The sequence below is a fragment of the Candidatus Thermoplasmatota archaeon genome, assembly GCA_029907305.1.
In the GTDB taxonomy this organism is placed as follows: Archaea; Thermoplasmatota; E2; order DHVEG-1; family DHVEG-1; genus JARYMC01.
This window is the reverse complement of record JARYMC010000011.1, coordinates 1-23,639: the sequence shown is the minus strand read 5'-3', so window position 1 is coordinate 23,639 and position 23,639 is coordinate 1. Positions and strand designations below refer to the sequence as shown.

Below are 23,639 nucleotides of genomic sequence, written 5' to 3'. Positions count from 1 at the left end.
TGAAAAAAAGAACACTTTTTATGAGTGCAGGTTTCACTGATCATATTTGGACAATTAATGAGGTGATGAACTATAAATTTTAATCATTTTATGACACTAGGCATTTTTAAATAAATAATTGATTTTTTATTCTGGAAGGAGAAAGAGATGGAATCGTATCGTATAATGAAAGATAAATTCTTCATAATTAGTCTCTGTATCATCTGGCTGGTAGCATTGTTACTTTGTATGCTCTTAATCAAATAATTATAAAATTAAGAAAACTGGGATGTGACAGGATAACGTAGATAGCAGATAAATCTAAGGTTAGTTTCCATTTTTTTGAGATAAATAATGGTTTTTATATTTTTCTTTTCACAAAATCAATTAGTTGTTTGTCTGTGAATGGTTTCTGTAAAAAATCGTTTATGTCGCTTGTATCTTTTTTTGTTCCTGGTTTCATTGAAAAAAGAGCCCGTTTTTTGGTACCAGGCATTGTTGTGTTTATGAGTATTAAACCAAAGTTTACTTCTTTTTCGTTGTCCATAATTTCTAGTGCTTCACGGCTGTTGGTAGCTGTTACAACTTCAAAGTCGTCTTTTTCCAGTGATGATTTAACTAGTTTTAGGATTTCTGGTTCATCATCTATAACCATTATTGTTTTCATATAGCACCCTATGTTCAATATATACTACAAAGACTTAAAAGTTTCCTATTATTTTTTTCACATTTTATCTTGATGATATATATTTTGATATTTCTTCTAAGTTTGGATGGATGGGGGTTGGTGATGAGATATAGTATTCAGCTGTGGAGTTCGCAAAAAATAGTCTTTCGTCATCCTCAAATCCTAGTAGTTCTGAGAATATGTCTCCTGCGTTCCATGAGTCTCCTGCACCTGCTGCCCTTTTTATCTTAAGTTTTGGTTGGGTTGGTACAACAGTTGTTTTTTTATTTATCGTACAAGAGAAAAGGGAGGTATGTAGATCTATTCTCGCGTTGATCTTGCTTTTAAGATGATTAGCAGATTTTATTAATTCGTCTTTTGAATTTGTCTGTGTATTTGTGTAGTGTTTAAGCTCGTTTTCGTTTAATGATAATATATCCAGATTTTTATCAGTTAAAACGGTTTTTATCAGAGCAGGTATATCATTTTTTCTAGGTGATGGATCTCCTGTGTCAAAGAATGTTTTCACTTTTTTTTGTCTTGCGAATCTAAAAGCTTCTTTTGCTAGTTCTGTTCCTTTTTTGTTTAGATTCCAGTTTAAAACACATAATATTTCTGAGTTGGATATTAGTTCTAGGTCTTTTTCATCTAGTGTTTCAAATGTGAACTCTGCTACTGAGCCAGGGTCTCCTATCATTATGTTTGTGTGTTTTTCTCCGAATTCTAACACTGTTGTTATAGCTAATTCACCGTTTGTTTTTACCCTTGATAAATCGACGTTGTTTCTCCCTAGAAAGTATTGTAGTAGTTTTAGGCCGAATTCATTGGTTTTACATATAAGATGAGGTTTTATTCCGAGTCTTGCTAGTGCGAGGGCTGTGTTTGCTGCGTTTCCACCTTGGTGTATTTTTTGTTTTACCCCTGGTAAATTCCCTCCTCCTTGTTGATATATGTTTTTAATTCTTGTGAATGTGTTCTCAAATTCATCCAAGTATAGGAAGTGGTCGACAAAGAAATCTGGGAGTAGCACGACGTGTATATCCTGTAGTTTATGTTTATCTATTTGTTTTAGTTTTTCCAGCAGCCTCTTTTTAGTTTCTTCGTTCAACATAATCATCAAGGATATAAAACTGTAATGTTTTATCTTGTATATTTTAGTTTATGATTTTTGTTTTTTTCTTAAAAAGGAGGTAGAAGAGGGGGCTAAGATACAAGAAGAGGTGAATTTTAAAAAAATGTTTTGGCCCCCTCCACGCCTTTTCTCACTTCAATCTAACAATATCCAGTCCAAAGATTTTTTGTTGTTTTTGAATGCTTGTAGGTCTTCGTAGTCACCTATGAAAACATATCCATCGTCGGTTTTTTCAATCAAACCTTTTCGCAGGGCGATGTCAAAGAGTTGGTCGTTTATTTTTATGCTTTTTTCTCTTTTTGGTTTTTTGTTAGTTTTTGTTTGCCTCTTCTCCATAAAATACTCTTGGTCCAAATCAGACAAGATGTTTATTCTATGCATCTTTTCTTCCTCTCCTCATCATTGACATTATATAACATGACATGATTTGTCAATCTTTGTATATAAATCTATCCGACAAAAACGTCAAAAATGTAAAATACTATATTTGGCAAAATGGCTGTTTCTAATGATTTATCTGTATTAACTAGAAAATAGCTATCTGCCCATACACCTACCCATATATTTGCACTAAAAATTTATATACAGGGATATTATTTTTAACTACGACATAAAATTAAAAAGAGGAGAGAGAAATGGAAGAACTCTTAAAAAAATTAGGAAGCTGGTTATTCCTCGTGGGAATAGTGATTGCAATAGTAGTTGGTTTGTTGATCGGCGGAAATTGGTATACAGACACTAATAACTATGCAGCGTTGGTACTAGCACTTCTAGGATTCTTAGTCGGTGTGCTATCGTTCTTTGCAGTAGGAACAATTACAAAAGATGAAGTACCAACATTTCTAATAGCAGCATTAATGTTAGTAGGAATAGGCACCGCATCAACTTTGCTGACCAATATTGCAATCATAGGAAACTTCTTAAAATGGATTTCAGCCATGATAGCTGCTTTTATAATCCCAGCTGCAATCCTATTAGCTATAAGAGCTATTTGGGACATAGGTAAAAGCGCAGAACCAGCTAGAAAGTAAAAATAGCAAATTAAAAATCAAAAACTCTTTTTTTCTAATTTTTCCTTTATTTTTAATTACATTAAAAAGTAAAATCTTTTTCTGTAATCTATCTTAATCCACTGTTCCATATATGTAAAAACCATCTGTAGAAGTTTATAATAGTCATGACCATCACTCCAGCGGCAAAGCCTAGTAGGATCATGACTATTGCTGGCATTTACTTTTCCCCCACCTCGTCTAAAAGAATGGTTGTGTTATGGGTTATGTTTTTAGGCGTGTTTATTCACCTCTTGCTAAAGAGTGATATTGTTAAACAATATCATGTTAATATTTGTCTTTACTAGTATATAAAAGCTTCTAGGTAAAACGTCAATAAAGAAAAATAAACCACAGTTTAAACTATATCAAAAGGTGATACAGCATTAGACTACATTTACATCTTATACAAGACAAGACCAGACAACATCTTAGGTAGGAAATAAGTGGATTTCTGTGGCATATGCTCCCCAGCCTCAGCTATAGCCTTGAGCTCCTCAATCTTTGTCGCATTAATTAGAAACGATACATCAAATCTACCCTCATCAACAAACTTTACAGCCTCGCCATCAACCCTCGTGTATTTTACATGATCCTCGATATTCTTGTCATTAATACCAAGACCTTGCTCGAGAATAAGTTTATGGAGAATAGAAACATCCAAGGTCCTCCAGGTTTTTGAATGATCACTAGCCAAAACATCCATAATCTTTTCATCTTTTAAAGTTAAAACATAGTACTTTTTCTTATGATACAGAGCAAATTTATGCCCAGTTTTTGTTTCAATATCCTTCATTATCTGTTTACCGATGAGACCAGCATCATCGCCTTTTACTGTTTTTTCTTCTATATCAAAGTGTTTTCTCATTTTCTCAAGGAATTCACCTATTCTAAAATTAGGCATTTTAACAAGCCTATGGGTTGGTAGGATAGAAAGCCCAGGATCAAATATGTTTGCTATTATCACCATTATATAGTTAAAAGGTGCATCAGGATCGGTAACACCTGTTTTTTCTTTTTTCTCCTGAGCAAAATTAATTGATGTCTGATACCGATGATGTCCATCAGCAATGTACAGTTCCTTGTTTTTCAGTTCCTTGACTATCTCATTGATTACTTTTTCGTCATTTAACTCCCATAATGTATGTGTGAAACCATCATAGCCCTTAACTTTTATAATAGGTTTATCGATGGCTTTGTCAATGTTTTTTCTAATTTTATCTTCTTTATCTATGTAGAGTAACTCTATTGGTTCAAGGTTTGCTTCACATGCACGCATCAGGTTTAAACGGTCTGCCTTTGGTTTAGCCAATGTTTTTTCATGGGCCTTCACAGTTTTGTATTCTGGGTCAATTTTTAGTAAAACAAAAAAACCGTTCATGGTTTTTTTCTGGTTTTTTAGTTTGTAATCGATTTTATATGGGTAGAACGCTGTTTTTTCTGATTGTTTGAATATGCCTTGTTTCTGCCATTCATCAAAAAGTTTCTTTGCCCTTGTGTATCTGTTGTTTTCATCATTGTCATCTGGAAATTGTTTACCTAGGATAAGCCTAACAAAGTTGTTGGGATGGCTGTCGTATAACTTATTCTGCATTTCCTCAGATATAATGTCATATGGTGGTGACATTACTTTATCAAGGTTTTTTATCTTCTCACTATTGTATGTGATCCCTTTAAATGGTGATACATCTACCATGTAATTGTTGCCTCCAAGATTTTACGGTGTATGTCTATGCTAATTAAAAAATTTGCTAAAATACTTATAAGGTTAGTTAAATATGTCATTTAGAGGCAGTGGTGTAATATAATGAAATACAGGGATGTTATAACATTTTTTGTTGCCTTAATCTTTGTTTTGTCAATACCATATGGTGTGGGTGTTGTAAACATACCGTTTTTGTTTATTATACCCTTGATTATCTTGATTGTTGTTATCTATAAGTTGTGGTTGTAGTTCTTTTTTATACGAATGTTTAAAAGTTATTTTTTATTAGCCTTCATCAGATGACCAAAGGTTTAGAAGATAAAGAGATCATCGGGCTTGCTGATAAAATACTTTCAAGATACAGTCTATGTGATCATTGCCTTGGTAGGGTTTTTGCTAAAATTGGGTATGGTAAAACAAATAGAGAACGCGGGGAAGATATAAGAAAGTTATTGAAGCATCATGGTGAAACCAGCGTAGAGGAATGTTGGCTTTGTTCTGGTTTGATGAATGAGATACCTCATTTTGCTGATCTGATACATGATTCTTTAAAAGGTTATGAGTTTGAGACTTTTCTTGTTGGTTCTAAGATAGATGAGGAGATTGTTGGTAGGGAGCAGGAGTTGTATAGTTTTGCTGGGTCTGCTTTTTCTGAGCCTATTAAGATGGAGGTTAACCGTGAGGTTGGTAAGATATTGGAGAGTAGGCTTGGTAAAACTGTGGATTTTGAGAGGCCTACTATAATGGCTGTTGTTGATACTGTTTTTGATGTTGTAACTCTGCAGGTTAGCTCTCTTTATGTTTATGGGCGTTACAAGAAATATAGGCGTGATACGCCTCAGACTAGGTGGTTATGTAGGGTTTGTAGGGGTAAGGGTTGTAGAAGATGTGGTTACACTGGTAAGATGTATGAGAAAAGTATTGAGGAGGCTATAGCGAAACCTTTTTTGGAGAAAACAGGTGGAACCGGTGAGTCTTTTCATGGTGCTGGTAGGGAGGATATTGATGTTAGGATGCTTGGTAACGGTCGTCCTTTTGTTTTGGAGATAATTAACCCAATGATTAGGGATATAGATTTGTTTTCTATTGAAAAACAGATTAATGTTTCTAACAGGGGCGAGGTTGAGGTTAGTGGTTTGCGTTTTTCTGATGGTGATGAGGTTGCTAGAATAAAGAATGGAGAGTTTAGAAAGGTTTATCGTGTTGTTTTCAAAAGTGAACAACCTTTAAATACAGAAAACCTTAAAAAGGCAGTTGGGTCATTACAGGGTGCAACTATTAGGCAGTTTACGCCGTTGCGAGTAGCTCATAGGCGAGCTAACACGGTTAGAGAAAAATATGTGTATAGCTGCAGTGTTGAATCGGTAGATGATACTATAGCTACTTTGATGGTGGAAGCAGAGTCAGGGACTTACATAAAGGAACTGATATCTGGTGATGATGGAAGAACTAGGCCTAGTATAAGCGAGATGATAGGTGTTCCCTGTAAAGTGTTGGAGTTAGATGTGATAGAGATCAAGGGGGAATAAGCTGAGATGGTTAAGAGGTCAAAAGGTAGAAGAAGTAAAAGTAGGCAGATATTGAGGAAGAAACCTAGGTATAGAGGTCTTACGTCTATTACAAGGGCGTTACAGGAGTTTGAAGAAGGAACCCCTGTTAGCGTGGTTATAGATTCCTCTGTTCATAAGGGTATGCCTCATCCTCGTTTCCAGGGTTATACTGGTAAGGTTGAGGGTAAGCAGGGTGATGCTTATCTCGTGGGAATTTATGTTGGTAGTAAACATAAGACTCTTATTGTTAGACCTGAGCATCTGAGGAGAGTGTAACAGTGGGTGATGATAAGCTTATAAGGTATGTTCCTCTTGCTGAAGTTAAGAATATTCTAAAGAAGGTTAGCAAGGATCGTAAAGAGCTTTTGTATGAGCAGAAAAATGCTTTGGAGCATGCTCAGAGGTTTGCTAAGCTTTCTATCAAGAAAACAGAGGATATGATGAAGGAGCTTAGGGAACTGAAATCTCTTGAGGAGTTTCATGTTGTAAAAATTGCTGATCTTTTACCAGATAATGAGGATGATGTTAAGGCTATTTTTGCTAAAGAGAGGATCTCGCTTAGTGAGAGTAATATAAAAAAGATTTTGGAGATTGTAAAAAAATATAATGTTGAAGAATAAAATTTGGGGGTTGTAGACGTGGAGGATTATGTTTATGTTTTAGATTATCTGCCGAAAGGACGAAGCGATGTACCCCCACATAAAAGGTACCCTGTTGTTTATGGTATAGGTGAGAACCAGTTCACTCTTCTTGAGCTTATACCAAAAAAAGACGCGACTTTCAACATAGGCGAACGGGTGTATGTTGGTAAGGACAATGAGAAAAGGAATAAGATAGCAAAAATCAAGGGTAGGGTTAACTATGAGGATTTGACATCTACAGCACATGGTGAGATGCCATATGTTATACTGGATATTGTGAGGAACACAAAAGATCGTTTCCTAAAATTCTACAACGAGTCACCAGCTATTTCCACACGTTTCCATGTTTTAGAGCTGCTCCCGGGTCTTGGTAAAAAAATGATGCATGATATACTTGAGGAGCGTAAGAAAAAACCTTTCACTAGTTTCGAGGAGATGTGTGATCGCATAGATTTCCTGCGTGCCCCTGACAAACTTATTGCGAAACGTATTGAGCTTGAGCTCACAGATCCGACCCGAAAATATCGTCTTTTTACTCGTCCACCTGTTATAAAAGGTAATTATTGATTTACATGGTTAAACGTAAAACAAGTCAGAATTTTTTAGTTGACAGGAATATCGCTGAGTTAGAGGTTAAACACGCTGATATAAACAAGGGGGATGTTGTTCTTGAGATAGGCCCTGGTACAGGTATTTTAACTTCTCTGATCGCTGATAAAGCAAGTAAGGTTATTGCTGTTGAGATAGATAGAGAGTTGGTTGATAGGCTTAGAAGTTTTTTACCAGAAAATGTTATGCTTATAAACGACGATGCCCTCAGGGTTGATTTCAGTAAATTACCGAGGTTTAACAAGATCATCTCAAACCTACCGTTTCATATCTCTTCGCCTATAACATTCAAGTTTCTGGATTATGATTTTGAGTTAGCGGTCTTGATTTATCAGAAGGAGTTTGCTGATCGCATGGTTGCAAAACCTGGTGGCGAAGGTTATTCACGTTTGTCTGTTGGTGTTTATTACAAATCCTTCTGTGATGTTGTTGCTGTTGTCCCAAAAACGTGTTTTTATCCACAACCAAAAGTAGATTCTTCTTTGATCAAGCTGAGACCTAGAAAAACCCCTCCTTTCTCTGTTAAAGATGAAAAACTCTTTTTTGATTTAACTAGAAACCTGTTTAATCATAGGAGGAAAAAAATTAGTACCACGATAGGAAAATTGTATGGTGTGCAATCTGATGATTTGCCTTATTTTGATAGGCGTGTTGAGGAGCTTTCTCCTGAGCAGATCGGTAAGGTATGTGATTTTTTGTTTGATGAGATATACTCTGGGTAGAGTTCTTCTATTATCTGAGATTATTTTTTCACTATGCCATTTTTCCACAATAAGTATATATAGAAGCAGAACTAAAGTATATCTAGTAACATTAATTTGTTCTTTGATGCTGCAAGAAAAACCTTAGGAGAGGTATGTGAGATGGATAAAAAACTCATGGTTGTAGACGATGACCCTGATATACTTATAACTATTAGGAATATTTTTGAGCGTGAGGGTTACGAGGTTTATACTGTTGACAGTGGAAGGGATTGCATAGAAGAACTAGAGAGAGGATTCACAGGCATTATACTCATGGATATCATGATGCCTTTTATGGACGGATGGGACACGATAAGGGAGATAGTCCAAAGAGGCTATGCAAAAAACGTTGTGATATCAATAGTTACTGCAAAGGGTACTAGGGACCACGAGAAAATGAAAGGACTTGAAACATATGTACATGATTACATAGCTAAGCCTTTTGACGTAAAAACATTAGTCAACAATGTTAAAAGCATTGTCTGTTAGTTTCTTTATAAAACCTTTTTTGAAAAAATTTAACTACAGGTTTTTTAATTCAATTTTTTGGTTTAAAAATAAATAATAGTCTGTGGCATTGTTTTAACTGTTTCCAGCCAGATAAACCAGGAAACGGTAGATAAAAAAACATAATTAGAGGATTGGGATATGAAAAGTCTACCGTTCTGGTTGCCAACGAAAAAAAATTTTGTATGGTATTTTTTGTTTATAGGTTTATTTTTGCTTTCTCTTGATTTCTGGGCATGGAACACATCTAAACCTTTGATATTGGGTCTACCATTTTGGGTGTGGTACCTGTTAGTTCTTACTCTTTCTTTATCTCTGATGTTTTATGTTTTTACAAGGTTTTACTGGAGGGAAGAGGATTGATATACTTCCTCGTTTTGGTCATAGTTTATTTTTCTTTACTTATTGTTGTTGGTTTGGTTGCTTATAGAAAAACTAAGAAGACCCCTGAGGATTATTTTATAGCTGGTCGCACTTTTGGTCCTCTGGTTTTGTTTTTTTCCCTAGCTGCTACTAATTTCTCTGCTTTTACTTTTCTTGGTTTTGCTGGTAACGCGTATAAGAGTGGCCTTGGTCAGTATGGTATAATGGGTTTTGGTACAGCCATTATGGCTGTTATGTTTTTTGTTCTCGGTAGAAAAATCTGGAAACAAGGTAGAGAAAAAAGATACATTACGCCTCCTGAGCTTATCGGTGATCGTTTTGATAGCAGGTTTTTGCGTCTTTTGTTTATGGGTGTCATGGTTATTTTTACTGTGCCTTATCTAGCGGTTCAGGCTGTTGGAGCAGGTATTTTGATTCAATATGTATCTGGTAGTATTAGCTGGCAGATTGGTGCTGTTGCAACGATTGTTGTCATCATGTTCTATATTTTGCTTGGTGGTATGCGTGGTTCTGGTTGGGCTGATGTTATCCAGGGGATTATGATGATTACAGCTATGACATTGGCTGTGGTTTTTGTTTCAATAAGTCTTGGTGGTTTTGAGAATGCCAATCTCATTGCGTATGATGCTAATCCTGTTTTGTTTTCTCGTCCTGGTGGCAGCGAGTATTTTACTATGCAGATATGGTTTTCGTTCATGCTTTTGTGGTTTTTTGTTGATCCTATGTTTCCTCAGCTTTTCACGCTTTTTTATACAGCTAAGAATCAGAGGTCTCTTAAGGTTTCTATGATACTGTATCCCATTGTTGTGTCATTTTTGTTTTTGTTCCCTGTGCTTATTGGTGTTTGGGCTCATGGAGCAGGTGTTATTATGCCTGTTGGCCAGGAGGACATGGTGCTTCCTGTGATGGTTCAGACTTATGCTCCATCTGTTGTTTTTGCTTTTGTTATGGTTGGTGCTCTTGCTGCTTTTATTTCAACAGCTGACTCACAATTGCTTTCTTTGTCAACTATGCTTTCTCATGATCTGCTTGGTTTGAAGAAAAGTAGGCGAGAGGTTTTGTATGGCAAGGTTGTGATTGTTTTGTTGTCTTTGTTTGCTGTTTTGTTTGTTATAGGTGGTTATAACCCTAATGAGGGGATTATGGGTACGCTTGTTAAAACAACGTTTTCTGGTCTTGTTGTTCTTTGTCCTACTACTGTTGCTGCTTTATATTGGAAAAAAGCTACAAAATACGGGTGCATAGCTAGCATAGTTGTTGGCGAGGTTTCTATTATTTTATTCCACTATAAGTTTTTACCTGATTTTGGTTTCTTACCAGGGATACTGGCTTTAATTGTAGCTGCGATAGTCCTTGTAATAATTAGTTATCTTTCTTCAATTAAAATAGAGGATGATCTATAGGAGTTTTTACACTAATTTTCTAACTCCATGGGTTCAAATCCCTCCCCCGCACTTTTTTATCTAAGGTTTAGTAACTACAACAAAATAATTATCAGGATATTTTTTAGAGGCAATTTTTATATTTTCAATTTTTTCTATTTTCAACCCCGATTTTTTAATATCATCAATAAACTCTTTTCTACTGTAAAGATGGTAGAAACGAGGTATATCAAGACCATGCTGTCTCCAACAAATGTCGATGTCGCCAAACTCTGATTTACCTATTTGGGTGAACCATTTTTTAAAGAATTGTTTTCTGTATTTATCCTGCCACCTTGACCAAACACTGATCAATGCTTTCCCCCCTTTTTTCATTACCCGCTTTATTTCTTTCAGTGCTTTAACTCTGTTATCTCTACCCTTGATATTATGCAGGGATGCAACAAAAATTACTGCATCTACAGATCCATCTTTTATAGGTATACTTGTGGCATCAGAATACAACAGTACCGTGTTTTTTAGATTGTTTTCTAAAAGTTTTTTTTTAATAATTCCAAGTAATTTACTTGAAATATCCACACCAATGGCATTCTTACATTGTTTTGCACATGGAATGAGATGTCTACCGTTGCCACAACCGATGTCAGCAACAACGTCTGTTTTTTTAAGTGTTTTAATAAAATCTAGGCAGATATCCCATGGTTTATTTCTTGTTTTATCAAAACTCTCAGCTATTGCATCCCATGTTTCTTCAACTGTTTTAATCTTGTTTTCTGACATATTGTTTGTTTTTTTTTACTCCAAATAGATAGCTGGTCTAAGCGGAACAGCGAACCTTGTTTTTTTAGCTGGGTCGTAAACGTTTTTGTCATCAGCATCAAATATTTTTATTTCTGCGTTAAACTCTTTTTTAAAGAAATCTGCTGCTTTTTCTAGGTATGTTTTTTCGTCTATTCTTACTTCAAAACGTTTTCTGTCGTTTTCATTTAGTTTCTTTATATCACCGATCATTTTATTGATGAAATCAGATGCTTCTTTACCATGTTTACGCACCTCTGGGTCGCTCATAGCTGTTTTCATAAAAGACCCCATCTCCAGTTTGTTTTCTTTCTGTAATGCTAGTGCTTTTTCAAAAAGCTGTTTTTTCCACATTGGTGAGACATACATGTAGAGTTTTTTTGGTTTCATCCCTGTGACTTTTATTATCTGGTTTACATCGTCTACTATGTCTGATAGTAGTTTCTCTCCGACTTCATCCTTCTCAGATACGTTTTCTGGTTTGTATTCTGGGTATTTTTCTAGTGAAACAAAACCTTTGCCGAATAAGGTCCATAGTTCTTCTGTTAGATGTGGTGTTACTGGTGTCATTAGTTTTAGCCAGTCTGATAAAACCTCTTTCAGTAGTTTTTTGTTGCTGCCCCCTCTTTTAAGGTACCATTGTATGTTTTTCTGGAACTCAAAAAATATTTCATTAGCAGCAATGCGTAGATCATATGCTTCAAAGGCGTCGATGGTTTTTTTTATCGTCCTCTGCAAAATGCTTTTCATCCAGTTGTCAAGGTTTTCATCTGTTTTGTCTCTCAACTCGTTTATCTGGTTTACTAGTTTGTAGATGTTTATAACCCTGTTTTTGTATTTTGTTACAACCTCCTGGTCCCATTCTATGTCAACAAAAGGTGAACCAACATGTGCGTAATAAAGTCGCATTGCGTCCACACCATAGGTTGTGGCAGCCTCATTTATGTGTTCTGCACCGCCTTTGGATTTGCTTATTTTTTCTTTACCTTTTTGTGTAACCCACCAGTGTACAAAAATACCTTTTGGCCATTTGTTCTCTGGCATTATAGCAACATGGTTCATTAGGAAAACTGGGAAATGAACGGTTTTATGTTCCTTCCCACCTAGGTTTATGTCCACTGGGTACCAGTAATCAAAATCACTTTTGATGGTATCCCAGATCTGTTTTTGTTTCTCTCCTCTACCTAGGAATACGTAGTCAAAAAACTCATTTGTCATATCCTCAGTTTTTATCTTGTTCTCATTAACATACTTGGAAATAATATAATAAGCAGGGTATAGTGTTGAGTCTGATATTGGTTCTATTATCCAGCCTTTTTTAAATGGGAACTCTGTCCCAAGCCATGAGCCACGCCGTATGCAGGCCCGGTCACCAAACCAGTCAAGCACCTTAGGCATCTCCTCCTTGTATTCCTGTGGGTAGATGTTCATGTTCTGCTCATGTTTCTTTGATTTATCTGTGAGCTCTGTGTCGCTGTATTTTATGAACCATTGATCAGGTATCTGTTTTATGAAAACCTTTCCTCCGCATCTGCAAACAACTTCCTCTGAGAACTCTCTCATAACAACAGCTAGGTTCTGTGATATAAGCTCGTTTTTTACCTCATCTTTTATATCAGATATACGTACCCCTGCGTAAACTCCGCAGTTCTCATTCAGGTAACCTGTGTGAAACTCTTTTTTATAAACAATTTCTGTAGCGTTGTTTAGTTTCTCTGTCTCTGTCTGGCTTTTTATTCCTAGTTCGTCGCATACCTGTTTAGCAGGGTTTGTACCAAAGCCTTCTACGTCTATGATTGTTATTGGTTCGATTTTTTCCCCTGATTCCAATAGTGCGATCCAGTCATAGGGTGCATGTGCTGGTACAGACATTACAATACCTGTTGCCACATTTGGGTCAGCAAAAACACCTGCGAGTATTGGTACCTCTCTGTTAACAAGTGGTATCTTGCAGGTTTTTCCAACCAGGTTTTTACTAGGTATTTTTTCGTTTAATAACTCAACTTTTTCAAGCTGGTGTTCAAGTTTTTGTATGCATTCCTTTGAGCATATCCATGTTTCGTCGTTGACTTTTGCTTTTTGGTATTCAACGTTTGGGTTAACCCACATGTTTGTTACGCCAAAAATAGTCTCAGGTCTTAGTGTAGCAGCTGGTAGTATAGTCCCGTCTTTCATCTGGAATTTAATGGTTGTAAACTCTAGTATCTCAGCTGATCCACCCTTTGATATGTCTGTTTCTGATTTGTCTACTGCTACTGGTCCGCAGTTTTGGCAGAAGGGTGCATAGTGTGGTTTTTGGATTAGTAGGTTTTTTTCTTTTAATTTATGAAACTGCCATTGTATGAACCTTTTGTATCCTGGTGATATGGTGCTCATGAGCCTAGAATAGTCTATGAGGAAGCCGAATTTTTTCCAATAATCGTCTACATAGACTTTTCCAAAGTATTCTACAACATTTACTGGATCTACTAATTTTTTTATGAAATCGTATTTTAAACCGTTTTCTTTGAGTGATTTTATTGTTGAGGGGTCTTTTCTTTCTACTTTTTTTGCGAAACCTACTGATGGTATGCCTGATGCGTGGAAACCTGCTGGGAAAAGGACATCGTAGCCGGTCATTTTTTTGTATCTAGCTATTATATCACAGTATGTGAAACCTCGCATATGTCCTACGTGGAGGTATCCTGATACTCCGGGGTATGCGAAGTGGATGAAGAACTTTTTTTTGTTTTGTTTTTTTGCTTCGTATATCTTGGATTCGTACCATTTTTTTTGCCATTTTTGTTCTACTGTTGTGTAGTCATAGTTTTTTGTTTCCATATCTTGCCTCTTCTGTTGGGAAATGATAGATATGTTATATAATGGTTTTTCTCTTCAGTTGTTAGAATTGTTGTTTTGCCATAATGTCACGATATATTTATATATTATGAGTGACAAAGTATAACATAAAAGGTGAAGAAAAAATGAGAGATTTGATAGTGGTCTCAGAAATCAAAACCCCAGAAGAATACAAACAAATGAAAGACATCCTAGAAATCTTCATCGTAAGAGACAGAATAAAAGAACTAGCAATCACAAAGTAATCGATCTCTCATTGATTCCCCAGCTTTACAAACAAACCCCCCATCTCTCCTTTTTTTAAAATTTCCCATCAACAAAAATTTTATAATATTGAAAATTATTCATATTTATAAAATTATAAATTGACATTAAAAATAGCTAATTTATTGTGGAGTAGGGGGTAAAAATGAAAAAAACTCCTCTCAGGAGTTTAATTAAAAATGAAAAAGCAGTCTCTGAGGAGTTCACATCATTACCAGCCCTCTCTGTTGTGATGATAGGTTTCACACTATTTTTCATTCTAATAGCCAACGTATATTCCTCGTATGCAATGAGGGTTTCATCTATAGATAAATATCAAACCGCAGATCTTATATCAGCTAAACTAACAAACCTAGATTGTTTTTTTATAAAAGAGGGAGGGCTAGTAGATTTACCTAAATTAAAAACACCTGTTGGTAATGCTATTCTGAACTCTATGCGTGAACAGTACAAGAGATCTGATTTTGATTTTATAATCAGGGTGAGCTGGGGTGCGTACTCCATGGATTTCCCTGAGACTCTTAGCGATAATTTAGGTGATAGAGTTGCTGTTTCTAAAGACGTTGGTATTTATTTAAATGAAGCGCAAACTGTGCCAGGTAAATTAACTGTTATATTGTGGAGTTTGAAATAAAAAGAAACTTGTAATCTATCTAAAAAAAGGTAGGAATAGTATGGGGAGGTTTCTTAGAAACACCCATGGTGTTTCTTCGATGTACGATGCAGTGTTGTTCATAGTAATGGTTTCATTATCAGGTGTTATTCTTTTACCAGCGCTTCAAAGCAACGTAGCGGTTAAAACATCTGTTGACAAGCACCGTGAACATGTTGCTGACCAGGCTCTGAATACGTTTCTTGTCTCACGCGTAGATAAATTCACTTACAAGTTTTGTGGTAATATTATAGATGATGTTGCTGGTAGTATTGGAATTGATAACTCCTCAGATGGTTTGTATGGTTTGATAACAAACTGGATTCTAGCACGTGAGCAGATACATAAAAACTATGCAAACCTGATAACAGAGGATCTAGGATGCCAGCTTAGACTACCCTTCATGGTTTTTGGGACCAATCGTTTCAACATTTTCACTGGTGACCTAGACAGACAGCTAATAAATGATACAAAAAAATTTTTTTCAGATTACCTAGGTGATAAATATCTTTTTAATTTCACCGCGTGGTGGCATCCAATCAAAGGTGTCCCGCTCGGTGGCGAGATTTATATCGGTGATCATCCACCAAAAAAGGATTGTTATGTTTCACAAACCTCTATTATAATGCCTTATTCACCAGTTGTCTCCGTTGGTAACACATCGATTGTTTTCACAAGACATTGGTTGAAAAAACAGTTATTCACTGGTTTAGGTGAATTCGGCTATGAAAACTCATCAATTCCAGCTATTAAAAACATAAAGAAGATATTAACAGACTATGTAACAAACAATACTTCATCGCCTTATCATGAAATAGGGAATGCTACAAACGCAACATACGAGAATGTTAGCAACCTAGTATATGGTTTTTTGGTTTATGGTATAAGCAACGAAACAGACGATGTAATATTCCCTGGTATAGTCAACATGAGTGTAACATATTTTTTTGACAAGTTAAAAAATGCGACCATAGGTTTTTTAGAGGATGCCATAAAAGATTTCATGGGTGGAGCATTAGGTTCACTTGATGATTTGTTCTTTGGTCTTAATAGTAGCATTGGCAACCCTATTATGCAGGGTATTTACGATGAATTAAACAACTCGATACATGGTTTATTGAGTCTCCCATTTGGTAATCTAAACGAGGCTTTTAATATTCTTGAGTCAGCTATAAAAGATAACGTCACATGTGTGATAAAAGGTTTTATTGATCCTTACTTGTCTGTTTTTGTAGAAAACATTTTTGATTTGATTGACAAAGGTGTTGATTTCGCTGAGATGCTTACAGAGTGGTTGTTTGAACGCATATCAATAGATAGAGCATATGTTGTTCTCACAATCTGGGAGGCAAGAGGATGATATCGCTAAAACATTTTTTAACAGATGATAAGGCGCGTATACCTTTTTCTGTCATTGGTATATTCCTCTTGTTGGGTAGTAGTTTCACCACTTTTTATGTTATAAAACTAGAGCAAGAAAAATCTTTTGAGATAGCTAGTACAATTGATTTCAACGAGGTGGAGAACCTCATTCGTTTCGCTGAGGCTGATATTAACACAGCGATAAACCTAGCTGGTATGAAGGCTTTGAAGGTTTTAGGTGAAACACCAGTGGTTAATGCCTATGCTGATGCTGGTTTCGGTAGTACTGCTGATGAGGTGAACAATAACCGTATAAAAAAGATGATTATGGACTATTTGAATATATATTTGACTTCAACTTATCAGTATGATGTTTTTAATGATGGTAGATACGCGATCAATGTTGTTATACCGGTTGGTGAGGAGTATCCCATTGTTTCTATAGATGATGTTACCCTAAATAGTTTGGAGATGGATATAGTGAGGAGTTTCGCTATTCCTTTTATCGGCCCAAGTGAGAAACTCAAAAATCAACCTGGTTACTATCTGGTTAATATCCCAATAGGTTTTGAGGTTAAAAGGTTACATGATGGGGAGATTGTTGGTTTTAGAACAATTAATGCTTCTTCTATTGTTACTTCTCGTTATCTTTTGTTGAAAACCTTGGTTGATGATTATCATGATACGTTAGATGGTGTTTTTAAGCCTCTTTGGAGTCTTACAACAGCTCTCTCTAACGTTTATTCTCTTATACGTGGTTATAAACATTATAGTTCTGGTCAGCCTTTGAATGTGGTTGATAACAAGCATCTTGCTCTTATTGTGAACGGTGGCATATTACTTGAGCAGGGCCTGGTTTTTAGCAGCGTCGACCCCCTGAGTGTTGTTGAGTTCGCTAAAAAAACTTGGGAGACACTCAAAAAAACATCTGGAGATCAAACACTTGCAGATATCTTTAATGATATGGAGGAGGATGGTTTTAGGTTTGATCCAAATGAGTTTTCATCTGGTACTGCGAACATCGATGCTGGTGATGATGTAAACAATAGCATCAATAATTTTCTGGATGTTAATGTCTCTGATATAGCTGAGCGGATATTATATAATGTAGACAGTGTAACACTGGTTTTTAAAAACCCGGGGACAGGTTTGGTGGTTACTAGGGATGTTGTTTTTGATGATGATTTTGAGGATGTGATAAAAAATATTGTTGATGAGATGGTTAAACAGGGTTTTGTTTGTAATGAGACAATAAAACATCTTGTGGTTAACCAGAGTACAGCCCATAAAATAAATGATGTTGTTTCAGAGGTTTACACGGCTGGTATGCATACTGATGTAAAAAGGGTGTTTGATGTGGTTTTAGGGCAGCATGTTGGTTACCCTGATGATGAGGGTTTTGGTAGCTGGGAGCTTAGTTTTGGACCGGTTTTACTTAACCTATTATCTAAGCCTGATAAGGGTTTTGTCAATGTTGGTTGTACCCTTTATGGTGAGGTATATGATGTGAGATGGGTTAGATGGCACATGTGGAGTGAGACCCATGAGGAAACAGATGGTAACAGTACATGGAATGTTACAACATATTTCACCACAGAGGATTACAAGAATGAGACTGTTACTGTTCGTGTGTTGTTAGATTCTTATTCCAAGGTTGCTGATGAAAAAACATGGGTTGGTGTCAAGGATGTTTTTTACTACAACAACTCAGTTGATGACCCTAACCTTGAGGATACAGTTGATGCATATGTTGATATGTATTTAAACCCGAACAGGGAGGATCTTGTGTTACATGGAAACGGTTTGTATTATGGTAGTGTAGTGGATGGTGTTGCTGGCAGCTGGGTTGATGGCGTGGCATGGACAACCATGAATGATGTATTAGCCATGGTTAGGGGGATTAGGCTTGATGAGTCTATAACATCAACCAATTACCCTGACCCATATGATTTTATTGCAAAGGTTAGAGAGGATCTTTTGAAAAAGTTTGATGCCAACATCAGTTTATATTTAAATAAGTCGTCTTATATGAATGGCGGCGTGTATAGTTGCGTGGGTAACAAAGCTGTTTATCTTTTGAGGGAGTGGTATGTTTATAAAACCAGGTATGAGATTGAGCATGTTCTTTCAAGTGTTACAGACTCGTTTGATAAAAAACTTGGGGAGGCATTAGATGATTACGCTCTTGGTTTAAACACTAATGATATCAGACAGGCTTTGAGTGATACAAAGGATGCTCTAAAGAATGGTTTCACAATCCCCTTTGGTTTTGACATGGATGTGGTTAGAACAAGGGAGGGTAAAACTGTTTGGAATGAGACCCTCAGGTGCGCTGTTGACCAATACCCAGATTACCTTGATCCTTTTGAGAAAACCAGTTACGGTGATGAAGAGATTTGGGTTCTTAAACTCCGTAACCGCTGCACCCTAGGCCCAACTGGTCTACCAATTCTGCCTCCAACGCCTGTTACACCATGGGTTGTTACATTGAACATATGGGTTATTGATGTAGAAGGTGAATACGCCCAGTTTAAGGTTATTGACTCAAATGATGAGACTTTTTTTAACCCCATATTGGGGCATGAGCCACAGGTTTATATAAGGGAGTCGCGTGTTATCTCCATTGATGGTGTTCAGGTTGGTGAGAACACTCGCTTGAGTTTTGGTTTCACAACTGTTTCTTTTGGTGTTGTTCCACCATGGGGTATGATGCTTGGTGATCTTGAGGGAGATTGCTGGGATGAGCACACACCAGGGTATGATTAAGATGATGCTCACAAAAAGGTTTGCTGGTATATCTATTGTTTTTTTACTGTTGTTTCCTATTTTTTCAGCTTCAGCTGTGTTTGCTGGTGAATGCAGCTATGGTTCTATGTACGCCTGGTTTCGCAGAGACAATGAGGAATGGCGTAATGCCACTGCTCATCCTTATCTTAAACTAGGTGAGGAGTTTGAGGTTAAGGTTGTTGTTACAGCAAAAACAGGTTTGTCTGTGATATTTTTTAAACTGCGTGAGTTTGGAACCCCTGTTTTTGAGGTTTTAGATGGCCCAACTGTTATGGATGAGCTTCTTGTATGTGGGCGTAGCGTGAAAACAGGTGAAAACTTCACTTATATTTGGAGGGTTCGTGTTAACCCTGATACAAAATGGTTTAACGCGTATAGTCCTCTTGAGGTTTTTGCACAGTTCAACAAAAATGATCATGATTCTTGTACAGTGTATTTTGATGTGCTCACAGCATATGTTTTGGATGAGTTCTGGGAGGGGTATAATGCCACGTGTAATTATAATAACACAAACATAACAAGTGGGAAAAAAGTTACGCCAGGTTTTGAGATTTTATTGTTTCTTGTAGCAGTGTTTTTTATGGTTTTTTTAGTTCGTAGAAGACTTTTTTCAATTTAGGAATTTGTGTACCTCTTCTATTTTTATTGTTTCTTGTTTACCTGTTTTCATGTCTCTTAGTGTTACCGAGTTTTGTTCTAGTTCTTTTGGTCCTACTATTATGGTTTTTTCGGCGTTTATTGAGTTAGCGTATTTTAGTGATTTGCTTATTCCTCTTCTGAGTAGGTCTATGTCTGCTGTTATACCCTGGTTTCTGAGTTTTTGTGTTATCCATAAGGCTTTTTCTATCATGTTTTCGTTTACAGGTATAACGTAGGTTTTTATCGAGGTTTTTGGGAACTGGTATTTTTCTGTTTCTAGTGCTATTATTGTGCGGTCAAAACCTATTGCGAAACCTGCTGTTGGTGTTTCTTTTCCCCCGAATATTTGTACTAGTTCGTATGCACCACCACCTGCTAGTTGTTTTTCTGCTCCTAGTGCTGGTGCGTCTATTTCAAAAACGATGCCTTTGTAGTAGTCAAGTCCTCTGACTATTCCCATTTTTATTTGATAGTCTTTAATTTCGAATACATGTTTTAGTAGTTGTAGTATTTTTTCGAAGAAATCAAACTCTTTTTTTGTTTGTTCATCGTTTGTGTGTTCCTTTATTTTTTTTATGTCATTGGTTTGTAGTATTTCTATGAATTTTTCTGCTTCTTTTTGTGCTACATTGAAATCTTTTAGTATTTGTGATGCTTCTTTGTATTGTGATTTGTCTATTAGTGTTGTTAGTTGTTTTTGTTGTTCTTTTGTTATTTCTAGTTTTTTGAACATGGCTGATAGTATGTTTAGGTTTCCTATGTTTAGTTTTATGTTTTTCAGGCCTGAGTTTTTTAGTAGTGTATATGCTAGTGCTATTAGTTCTGCATATGCTTCTGGTGTGTCTGTTCCTATTATTTCGCATCCTGCTTGTCTGAATTCCCTGTATCTTCCTTTTTGTGGTCTGTCGTATCTGAAGCAGTTGCCGAAGTAAAATAGTTTTAGTGGTTTTGGTTCCATCTGTAGTTGTTCTACGTAGAATCTTATTACTGGTGCTGTTAGTTCTGGTCTTAGTGTTAGGTCTCTGCCGCTTTTGTCTTTGAATGAGTATAGTTCTTCTATTATTTCTTCTCCTGATTTTGCTATGAAAAGCTCTAGGTTTTCGAACATGGGTGTCTGTATTTCTCTGTATCCGAATGTTTGGAATGTTTTTCTCATCGAGTTTTCTAGGTGTATGCGTTTTTGCATTTCTTCTGGTGTGAAGTCTCTTGTTCCTCTTGGTATTTGAAACACGTTTTATTTGTATAAAAAGAGTGTTTAATACTGTTTCTATGAAAAGAGGGGGATGGTTTCATTTTTTTTGTTTGGCTATACTCTCTCATGTTTTTTTCTTGTTTTTTTTTTCAACAGGAGGGCTATATCTTATGAGGTTTGGGTGAGGTTTGTATCATAAATTTTATAAAGTAAGAAAAATAATAATAATGTTATAAAGCTGTTGTGTCGTCGGCAGCAGCTACGAAATAAGGTAAAACCTTCGTAAAGAAACAGGCGAAGGGGGATGATAAAGAAGAATGAGAAAAATAATGGCATTCCTAATAGTAAGCTTGTTCGTCCTTACAGCTTTTGGTATATCAGTTAGCGCTGGTATGAATCAAGGAGCACAGCAACAGCAACAACAGCAGTCTGCAGGTGCAACGCTGATAATAACTTTGTATTACAAAGATGGCGTGACACCAGTTGATAACGGGGTAGTAACTGTTAAAGATAGAGATGGGCCATATTCGAACAGTGGGCGCACAGATTCATCTGGAAAAATTGAGTTTTCTGGAATGATTATCCCTACAGGAGAAACGCACCAGTTCACGGTAATCGCATATAAACCTTGGGTTTTTTATGGCAGAGAATGGGTACTTATTGGTAAGATACTGTATGGTGTTTTCGACAATAGCAAGGTACCGGGTGTAGAAATTACAGGTGAACAAAAAACTGAATTTACCGCAGTACTCCAAGGTGGGCTATTACAACATCCTTTATCGTTACCACAGGAGGAGGCAATAGTTAGGTCTCTGGGTCTATTATAATTGCAATTTCAGGGCCTATAGCTGTTGCATCCATAAATCGATGTTGTTTAAGTAACGCCAAAACCTAAAAACTTTTTTTTATATCCTTTTTTTGTTTTTTGTTGTTATTGTAATGTTGCATGTCTTTTGCGCATTGTTTCTTCTGTTTCATGTTTGCTTTCAAGTAAATCAGCTATGATACCATCCATTAGTATCCATACGCTTGCCTCAAAAAGAGTACCAAGAGGAGCATATCGTTTTCTTTCAACATCGTTACAGGTTGCTGATAGATACAATGTTACGTCAGCGTATTTCGCTATATCTGAATTTTTTTTACCTGTGATTGATACCACTTTTGCTCCTATTTTGTGTGCTATGTCTGCTGTCATAACAGCTGGTATGGTTTCTCCTGAACCAGAGACTATTATCACTAGGTCTCCTTTTTGTACAGGTGCTGTTATTGTTTCTCCTATCACGAATGTTTGAAAACCTAGGTGTACGAGTCTTATAGCAAAGGCTTTTGCAACCAGTCCTGATCTACCAGCACCGTATACGAATATTCTGTTTGATTTTAAAAAAAGTTTTTTTATTTTCTCTATATCACTGGTTGATACACTATTTAGTATATCATTTATTTTTTTTTGGATGTATTTTATTGATTTTGTGAAAACTATTTCTTTTTCTTTGTCTTTTTTTTCTTGCATGTTATTTCCGTTAGATCCTTATAATTTGCTGTTTCTTTACCTGTTCTTTTCATAATCGCTTTTTCTACTTGTAGTTTTATGTACACAGCGTCGTGTTCAAGCAGTGGTGACTCTGATATTAGTGTGGTGTTGTAGTTATTGTCAAGTATAACGTCTATTAGTGGCGCTATGGGCATGTCACCTTTTTTAATTGAAACGTGGTAGTATTCGTTTCCATCCTCGTAGTAAACCCCTGTTATGTGTATAAGGTAATTTTTTAGTCTGAGTGGTTTTAGTTTTTTGAATATTGCTTCGAAGTCTTCTCTTTCTTTTAAGCAGCCGTTTCCCCTCGCGTGTATGTGGCCTAGATCTATTATTGGTACGGTGCCTTTTACGTTTTTGCAGACCTCTATTATTTCATCTAGGCTTCCGAACACTTTTTGTTTACCCATTGTTTCTACGCCTAGTTTTGTTTTTATTTTTTCTTTTTTGAATATTTTCTGTAGTTTTTTTGTGTTTTTTATGATTTTTTTAAGTGTTTTTTTCTCGTCGTCTTTACCATAGTACCCTGGGTGTATTATAACTGTTTTTGCTCCCATCTTGTCAGCTATTTTTGCTGATGAAACTATTTTTTCTATGCTTAAGTCTAGCTCGTCTTCACCAGCTAGGTTGATGTAGTATGGTGCATGTACGTGTACCTCTATGTCGTTTTCTTTTGAGTAGTCTCTTATAAAATATGCTTCTTCGTCTTCCATCACATATAACCCGCGGACGAACTGTATCTCCATCGCGTCTAGGTCTAGTTGTTTCTTTATGTATATTATTCCGTCTTTGTTTGTTCGCCCTTTACAGGAAAGAGGTATGCCTGCTGGCCCTATTTTTATCATAAATTTTTTATCATCCCCTTTTATGTCTCAAACCATTAATCCATCTAATTTTAGTTCCCTATTATTTGTAATGAACCTTTTTATAAGCTTTTTGTTTTTTTTCAGTACTTCGGAAAGTAGAAATTTATACTATTTTTTACTCTGCAACAACTCAACCTCATAAGACCAACAAACATGATCCCTTTATTTCACAGAGGAAAAAAAAAACTCTGTTTTTATACCACAACCAACACCTTTAATCAGAGTAAAAAAATACATATCTTCCTCTAAACAACAAAAGGGTGTTTTATTGTATGATCACTGTTCAAAAAAAAAACCATGTGTTATACTAGTGCTTCTCTATAAATGATCTTACAGAAAATATACTTCAACATATCCACCCT

Annotated in this window: 24 protein-coding genes; 15 read left to right on the top strand and 9 right to left on the bottom strand. The window is 36.1% G+C overall.

Features of this window, described 5'->3' with window-relative positions:
- Nucleotides 1–340: 340 nt before the first annotated feature.
- The 3 genes from QHH19_01670 to QHH19_01660 all read right to left on the bottom strand — a co-directional run bounded on the left by QHH19_01670 (nucleotide 341) and on the right by QHH19_01660 (nucleotide 2,159).
- On the bottom strand, nucleotides 341–646 hold the full coding sequence (locus tag QHH19_01670; GenBank protein MDH7517043.1) for a response regulator: 306 nt from the start codon (nucleotides 644–646) through the stop codon (nucleotides 341–343).
- 64 nt (nucleotides 647–710) lie between these two features.
- On the bottom strand, nucleotides 711–1,757 hold the full coding sequence (locus QHH19_01665) for a carbohydrate kinase family protein (GenBank protein ID MDH7517042.1): 1,047 nt from the start codon (nucleotides 1,755–1,757) through the stop codon (nucleotides 711–713).
- A gap of 156 nt (nucleotides 1,758–1,913) precedes the next feature.
- Nucleotides 1,914–2,159 carry a hypothetical protein gene (locus tag QHH19_01660; GenBank protein ID MDH7517041.1) on the bottom strand — a complete coding sequence of 82 codons (246 nt, stop codon included), beginning with the start codon at nucleotides 2,157–2,159 and terminating at the stop codon, nucleotides 1,914–1,916.
- Between the two features lie 296 nt (nucleotides 2,160–2,455).
- Between QHH19_01660 and QHH19_01655 the strand changes: the two genes are divergently transcribed.
- Nucleotides 2,456–2,809: a hypothetical protein gene (locus tag QHH19_01655; protein ID MDH7517040.1), complete on the top strand. Its 354-nt coding sequence runs from the start codon at nucleotides 2,456–2,458 to the stop codon at nucleotides 2,807–2,809.
- Between the two features lie 415 nt (nucleotides 2,810–3,224).
- On the opposite strand, the gene QHH19_01650 is transcribed toward QHH19_01655, so the two are convergent.
- Nucleotides 3,225–4,523 carry a DUF1015 domain-containing protein gene (locus tag QHH19_01650; protein ID MDH7517039.1) on the bottom strand — a complete coding sequence of 433 codons (1,299 nt, stop codon included), beginning with the start codon at nucleotides 4,521–4,523 and terminating at the stop codon, nucleotides 3,225–3,227.
- Between the two features lie 111 nt (nucleotides 4,524–4,634).
- Here QHH19_01650 and QHH19_01645 point away from each other — a divergent pair, with 111 nt between their 5' ends.
- The 9 genes from QHH19_01645 to QHH19_01605 all read left to right on the top strand — a co-directional run bounded on the left by QHH19_01645 (nucleotide 4,635) and on the right by QHH19_01605 (nucleotide 10,369).
- Nucleotides 4,635–4,781, top strand: a complete 147-nt coding sequence (locus QHH19_01645) for a hypothetical protein (GenBank protein MDH7517038.1) — start codon at nucleotides 4,635–4,637, stop codon at nucleotides 4,779–4,781.
- A gap of 50 nt (nucleotides 4,782–4,831) precedes the next feature.
- Nucleotides 4,832–6,061: a tRNA pseudouridine(54/55) synthase Pus10 gene (locus QHH19_01640; GenBank protein MDH7517037.1), complete on the top strand. Its 1,230-nt coding sequence runs from the start codon at nucleotides 4,832–4,834 to the stop codon at nucleotides 6,059–6,061.
- Between the two features lie 6 nt (nucleotides 6,062–6,067).
- A complete protein-coding gene (locus QHH19_01635) occupies nucleotides 6,068–6,358 on the top strand; it encodes a 50S ribosomal protein L21e (GenBank protein ID MDH7517036.1) in 291 nt (96 codons plus the stop codon).
- A 2-nt stretch (nucleotides 6,359–6,360) separates the two neighbouring features.
- Nucleotides 6,361–6,702 (top strand): RNA polymerase Rpb4 family protein, encoded by a 342-nt coding sequence (locus QHH19_01630; protein ID MDH7517035.1) that lies wholly within the window; start codon nucleotides 6,361–6,363, stop codon nucleotides 6,700–6,702.
- Nucleotides 6,703–6,720: 18 nt separating this feature from the next.
- Entirely contained in the window at nucleotides 6,721–7,290 is a 570-nt protein-coding gene (locus tag QHH19_01625) for a DUF655 domain-containing protein (protein ID MDH7517034.1), read from the top strand.
- 5 nt (nucleotides 7,291–7,295) lie between these two features.
- A complete protein-coding gene (gene rsmA, locus QHH19_01620) occupies nucleotides 7,296–8,054 on the top strand; it encodes a 16S rRNA (adenine(1518)-N(6)/adenine(1519)-N(6))-dimethyltransferase RsmA (protein MDH7517033.1) in 759 nt (252 codons plus the stop codon).
- A gap of 141 nt (nucleotides 8,055–8,195) precedes the next feature.
- Nucleotides 8,196–8,564 carry a response regulator gene (locus QHH19_01615; protein MDH7517032.1) on the top strand — a complete coding sequence of 123 codons (369 nt, stop codon included), beginning with the start codon at nucleotides 8,196–8,198 and terminating at the stop codon, nucleotides 8,562–8,564.
- Between the two features lie 159 nt (nucleotides 8,565–8,723).
- The gene (locus QHH19_01610) at nucleotides 8,724–8,945 is read left to right on the top strand and encodes a hypothetical protein (GenBank protein ID MDH7517031.1); all 222 of its coding nucleotides are present in this window, start codon (nucleotides 8,724–8,726) and stop codon (nucleotides 8,943–8,945) included.
- Nucleotides 8,942–10,369 carry a sodium:solute symporter family protein gene (locus QHH19_01605; GenBank protein MDH7517030.1) on the top strand — a complete coding sequence of 476 codons (1,428 nt, stop codon included), beginning with the start codon at nucleotides 8,942–8,944 and terminating at the stop codon, nucleotides 10,367–10,369. Before QHH19_01610 ends, QHH19_01605 begins: the two co-directional genes overlap by 4 nt.
- Nucleotides 10,370–10,429: 60 nt before the next feature.
- Here QHH19_01605 and QHH19_01600 read toward each other — a convergent pair whose 3' ends face one another.
- Nucleotides 10,430–11,128, bottom strand: a complete 699-nt coding sequence (locus QHH19_01600) for a methyltransferase domain-containing protein (protein ID MDH7517029.1) — start codon at nucleotides 11,126–11,128, stop codon at nucleotides 10,430–10,432.
- A 15-nt stretch (nucleotides 11,129–11,143) separates the two neighbouring features.
- The gene (gene leuS, locus QHH19_01595; GenBank protein ID MDH7517028.1) at nucleotides 11,144–13,966 is read right to left on the bottom strand and encodes a leucine--tRNA ligase; all 2,823 of its coding nucleotides are present in this window, start codon (nucleotides 13,964–13,966) and stop codon (nucleotides 11,144–11,146) included.
- Nucleotides 13,967–14,393: 427 nt separating this feature from the next.
- Between leuS and QHH19_01590 the strand changes: the two genes are divergently transcribed.
- Genes QHH19_01590 through QHH19_01575 form a run of 4 tightly spaced genes read left to right on the top strand, consistent with a single transcriptional unit; the run spans nucleotide 14,394 to nucleotide 19,668 of the window.
- A complete protein-coding gene (locus tag QHH19_01590; protein MDH7517027.1) occupies nucleotides 14,394–14,882 on the top strand; it encodes a hypothetical protein in 489 nt (162 codons plus the stop codon).
- Between the two features lie 40 nt (nucleotides 14,883–14,922).
- Entirely contained in the window at nucleotides 14,923–16,260 is a 1,338-nt protein-coding gene (locus QHH19_01585) for a hypothetical protein (protein MDH7517026.1), read from the top strand.
- A complete protein-coding gene (locus tag QHH19_01580) occupies nucleotides 16,257–19,028 on the top strand; it encodes a hypothetical protein (GenBank protein ID MDH7517025.1) in 2,772 nt (923 codons plus the stop codon). Before QHH19_01585 ends, QHH19_01580 begins: the two co-directional genes overlap by 4 nt.
- Nucleotides 19,003–19,668, top strand: coding sequence for a sarcinarray family MAST domain-containing protein (locus tag QHH19_01575; GenBank protein MDH7517024.1), 666 nt, complete (start codon nucleotides 19,003–19,005; stop codon nucleotides 19,666–19,668). The genes QHH19_01580 and QHH19_01575 overlap by 26 nt, the downstream gene beginning before the upstream one ends.
- Here the strand turns inward: QHH19_01575 and hisS are convergent.
- The gene (gene hisS / locus QHH19_01570; protein MDH7517023.1) at nucleotides 19,660–20,919 is read right to left on the bottom strand and encodes a histidine--tRNA ligase; all 1,260 of its coding nucleotides are present in this window, start codon (nucleotides 20,917–20,919) and stop codon (nucleotides 19,660–19,662) included. The genes QHH19_01575 and hisS overlap by 9 nt on opposite strands.
- A gap of 278 nt (nucleotides 20,920–21,197) precedes the next feature.
- Here hisS and QHH19_01565 point away from each other — a divergent pair, with 278 nt between their 5' ends.
- The gene (locus QHH19_01565; protein MDH7517022.1) at nucleotides 21,198–21,707 is read left to right on the top strand and encodes a hypothetical protein; all 510 of its coding nucleotides are present in this window, start codon (nucleotides 21,198–21,200) and stop codon (nucleotides 21,705–21,707) included.
- 104 nt (nucleotides 21,708–21,811) lie between these two features.
- Here QHH19_01565 and hxlB read toward each other — a convergent pair whose 3' ends face one another.
- Nucleotides 21,812–22,390: a 6-phospho-3-hexuloisomerase gene (gene hxlB, locus QHH19_01560; GenBank protein ID MDH7517021.1), complete on the bottom strand. Its 579-nt coding sequence runs from the start codon at nucleotides 22,388–22,390 to the stop codon at nucleotides 21,812–21,814.
- The gene (locus QHH19_01555) at nucleotides 22,357–23,256 is read right to left on the bottom strand and encodes a TIM barrel protein (GenBank protein MDH7517020.1); all 900 of its coding nucleotides are present in this window, start codon (nucleotides 23,254–23,256) and stop codon (nucleotides 22,357–22,359) included. Before QHH19_01555 ends, hxlB begins: the two co-directional genes overlap by 34 nt.
- Between the last annotated feature and the right edge of the window lie 383 nt (nucleotides 23,257–23,639).

Excerpts from the sequence above, each read along its gene's own strand:
- QHH19_01670 (MDH7517043.1), bottom strand. The coding sequence starts at position 646 with ATGAAAACAATAATGGTTATAGATGATGAACCAGAAATCCTAAAACTA.
- QHH19_01665 (MDH7517042.1), bottom strand. The coding sequence starts at position 1,757 with ATGTTGAACGAAGAAACTAAAAAGAGGCTGCTGGAAAAACTAAAACAA.
- QHH19_01660 (MDH7517041.1), bottom strand. The coding sequence starts at position 2,159 with ATGCATAGAATAAACATCTTGTCTGATTTGGACCAAGAGTATTTTATG.
- QHH19_01650 (MDH7517039.1), bottom strand. The coding sequence starts at position 4,523 with ATGGTAGATGTATCACCATTTAAAGGGATCACATACAATAGTGAGAAG.
- QHH19_01645 (MDH7517038.1), top strand. The coding sequence starts at position 4,635 with ATGAAATACAGGGATGTTATAACATTTTTTGTTGCCTTAATCTTTGTT.
- QHH19_01640 (MDH7517037.1), top strand. The coding sequence starts at position 4,832 with ATGACCAAAGGTTTAGAAGATAAAGAGATCATCGGGCTTGCTGATAAA.
- QHH19_01635 (MDH7517036.1), top strand. The coding sequence starts at position 6,068 with ATGGTTAAGAGGTCAAAAGGTAGAAGAAGTAAAAGTAGGCAGATATTG.
- rsmA (MDH7517033.1), top strand. The coding sequence starts at position 7,296 with ATGGTTAAACGTAAAACAAGTCAGAATTTTTTAGTTGACAGGAATATC.
- QHH19_01615 (MDH7517032.1), top strand. The coding sequence starts at position 8,196 with ATGGATAAAAAACTCATGGTTGTAGACGATGACCCTGATATACTTATA.
- QHH19_01610 (MDH7517031.1), top strand. The coding sequence starts at position 8,724 with ATGAAAAGTCTACCGTTCTGGTTGCCAACGAAAAAAAATTTTGTATGG.
- QHH19_01600 (MDH7517029.1), bottom strand. The coding sequence starts at position 11,128 with ATGTCAGAAAACAAGATTAAAACAGTTGAAGAAACATGGGATGCAATA.
- leuS (MDH7517028.1), bottom strand. The coding sequence starts at position 13,966 with ATGGAAACAAAAAACTATGACTACACAACAGTAGAACAAAAATGGCAA.
- QHH19_01590 (MDH7517027.1), top strand. The coding sequence starts at position 14,394 with ATGAAAAAAACTCCTCTCAGGAGTTTAATTAAAAATGAAAAAGCAGTC.
- QHH19_01585 (MDH7517026.1), top strand. The coding sequence starts at position 14,923 with ATGGGGAGGTTTCTTAGAAACACCCATGGTGTTTCTTCGATGTACGAT.
- QHH19_01580 (MDH7517025.1), top strand. The coding sequence starts at position 16,257 with ATGATATCGCTAAAACATTTTTTAACAGATGATAAGGCGCGTATACCT.
- QHH19_01575 (MDH7517024.1), top strand. The coding sequence starts at position 19,003 with ATGAGCACACACCAGGGTATGATTAAGATGATGCTCACAAAAAGGTTT.
- QHH19_01565 (MDH7517022.1), top strand. The coding sequence starts at position 21,198 with ATGAGAAAAATAATGGCATTCCTAATAGTAAGCTTGTTCGTCCTTACA.
- hxlB (MDH7517021.1), bottom strand. The coding sequence starts at position 22,390 with ATGCAAGAAAAAAAAGACAAAGAAAAAGAAATAGTTTTCACAAAATCA.
- QHH19_01555 (MDH7517020.1), bottom strand. The coding sequence starts at position 23,256 with ATGATAAAAATAGGGCCAGCAGGCATACCTCTTTCCTGTAAAGGGCGA.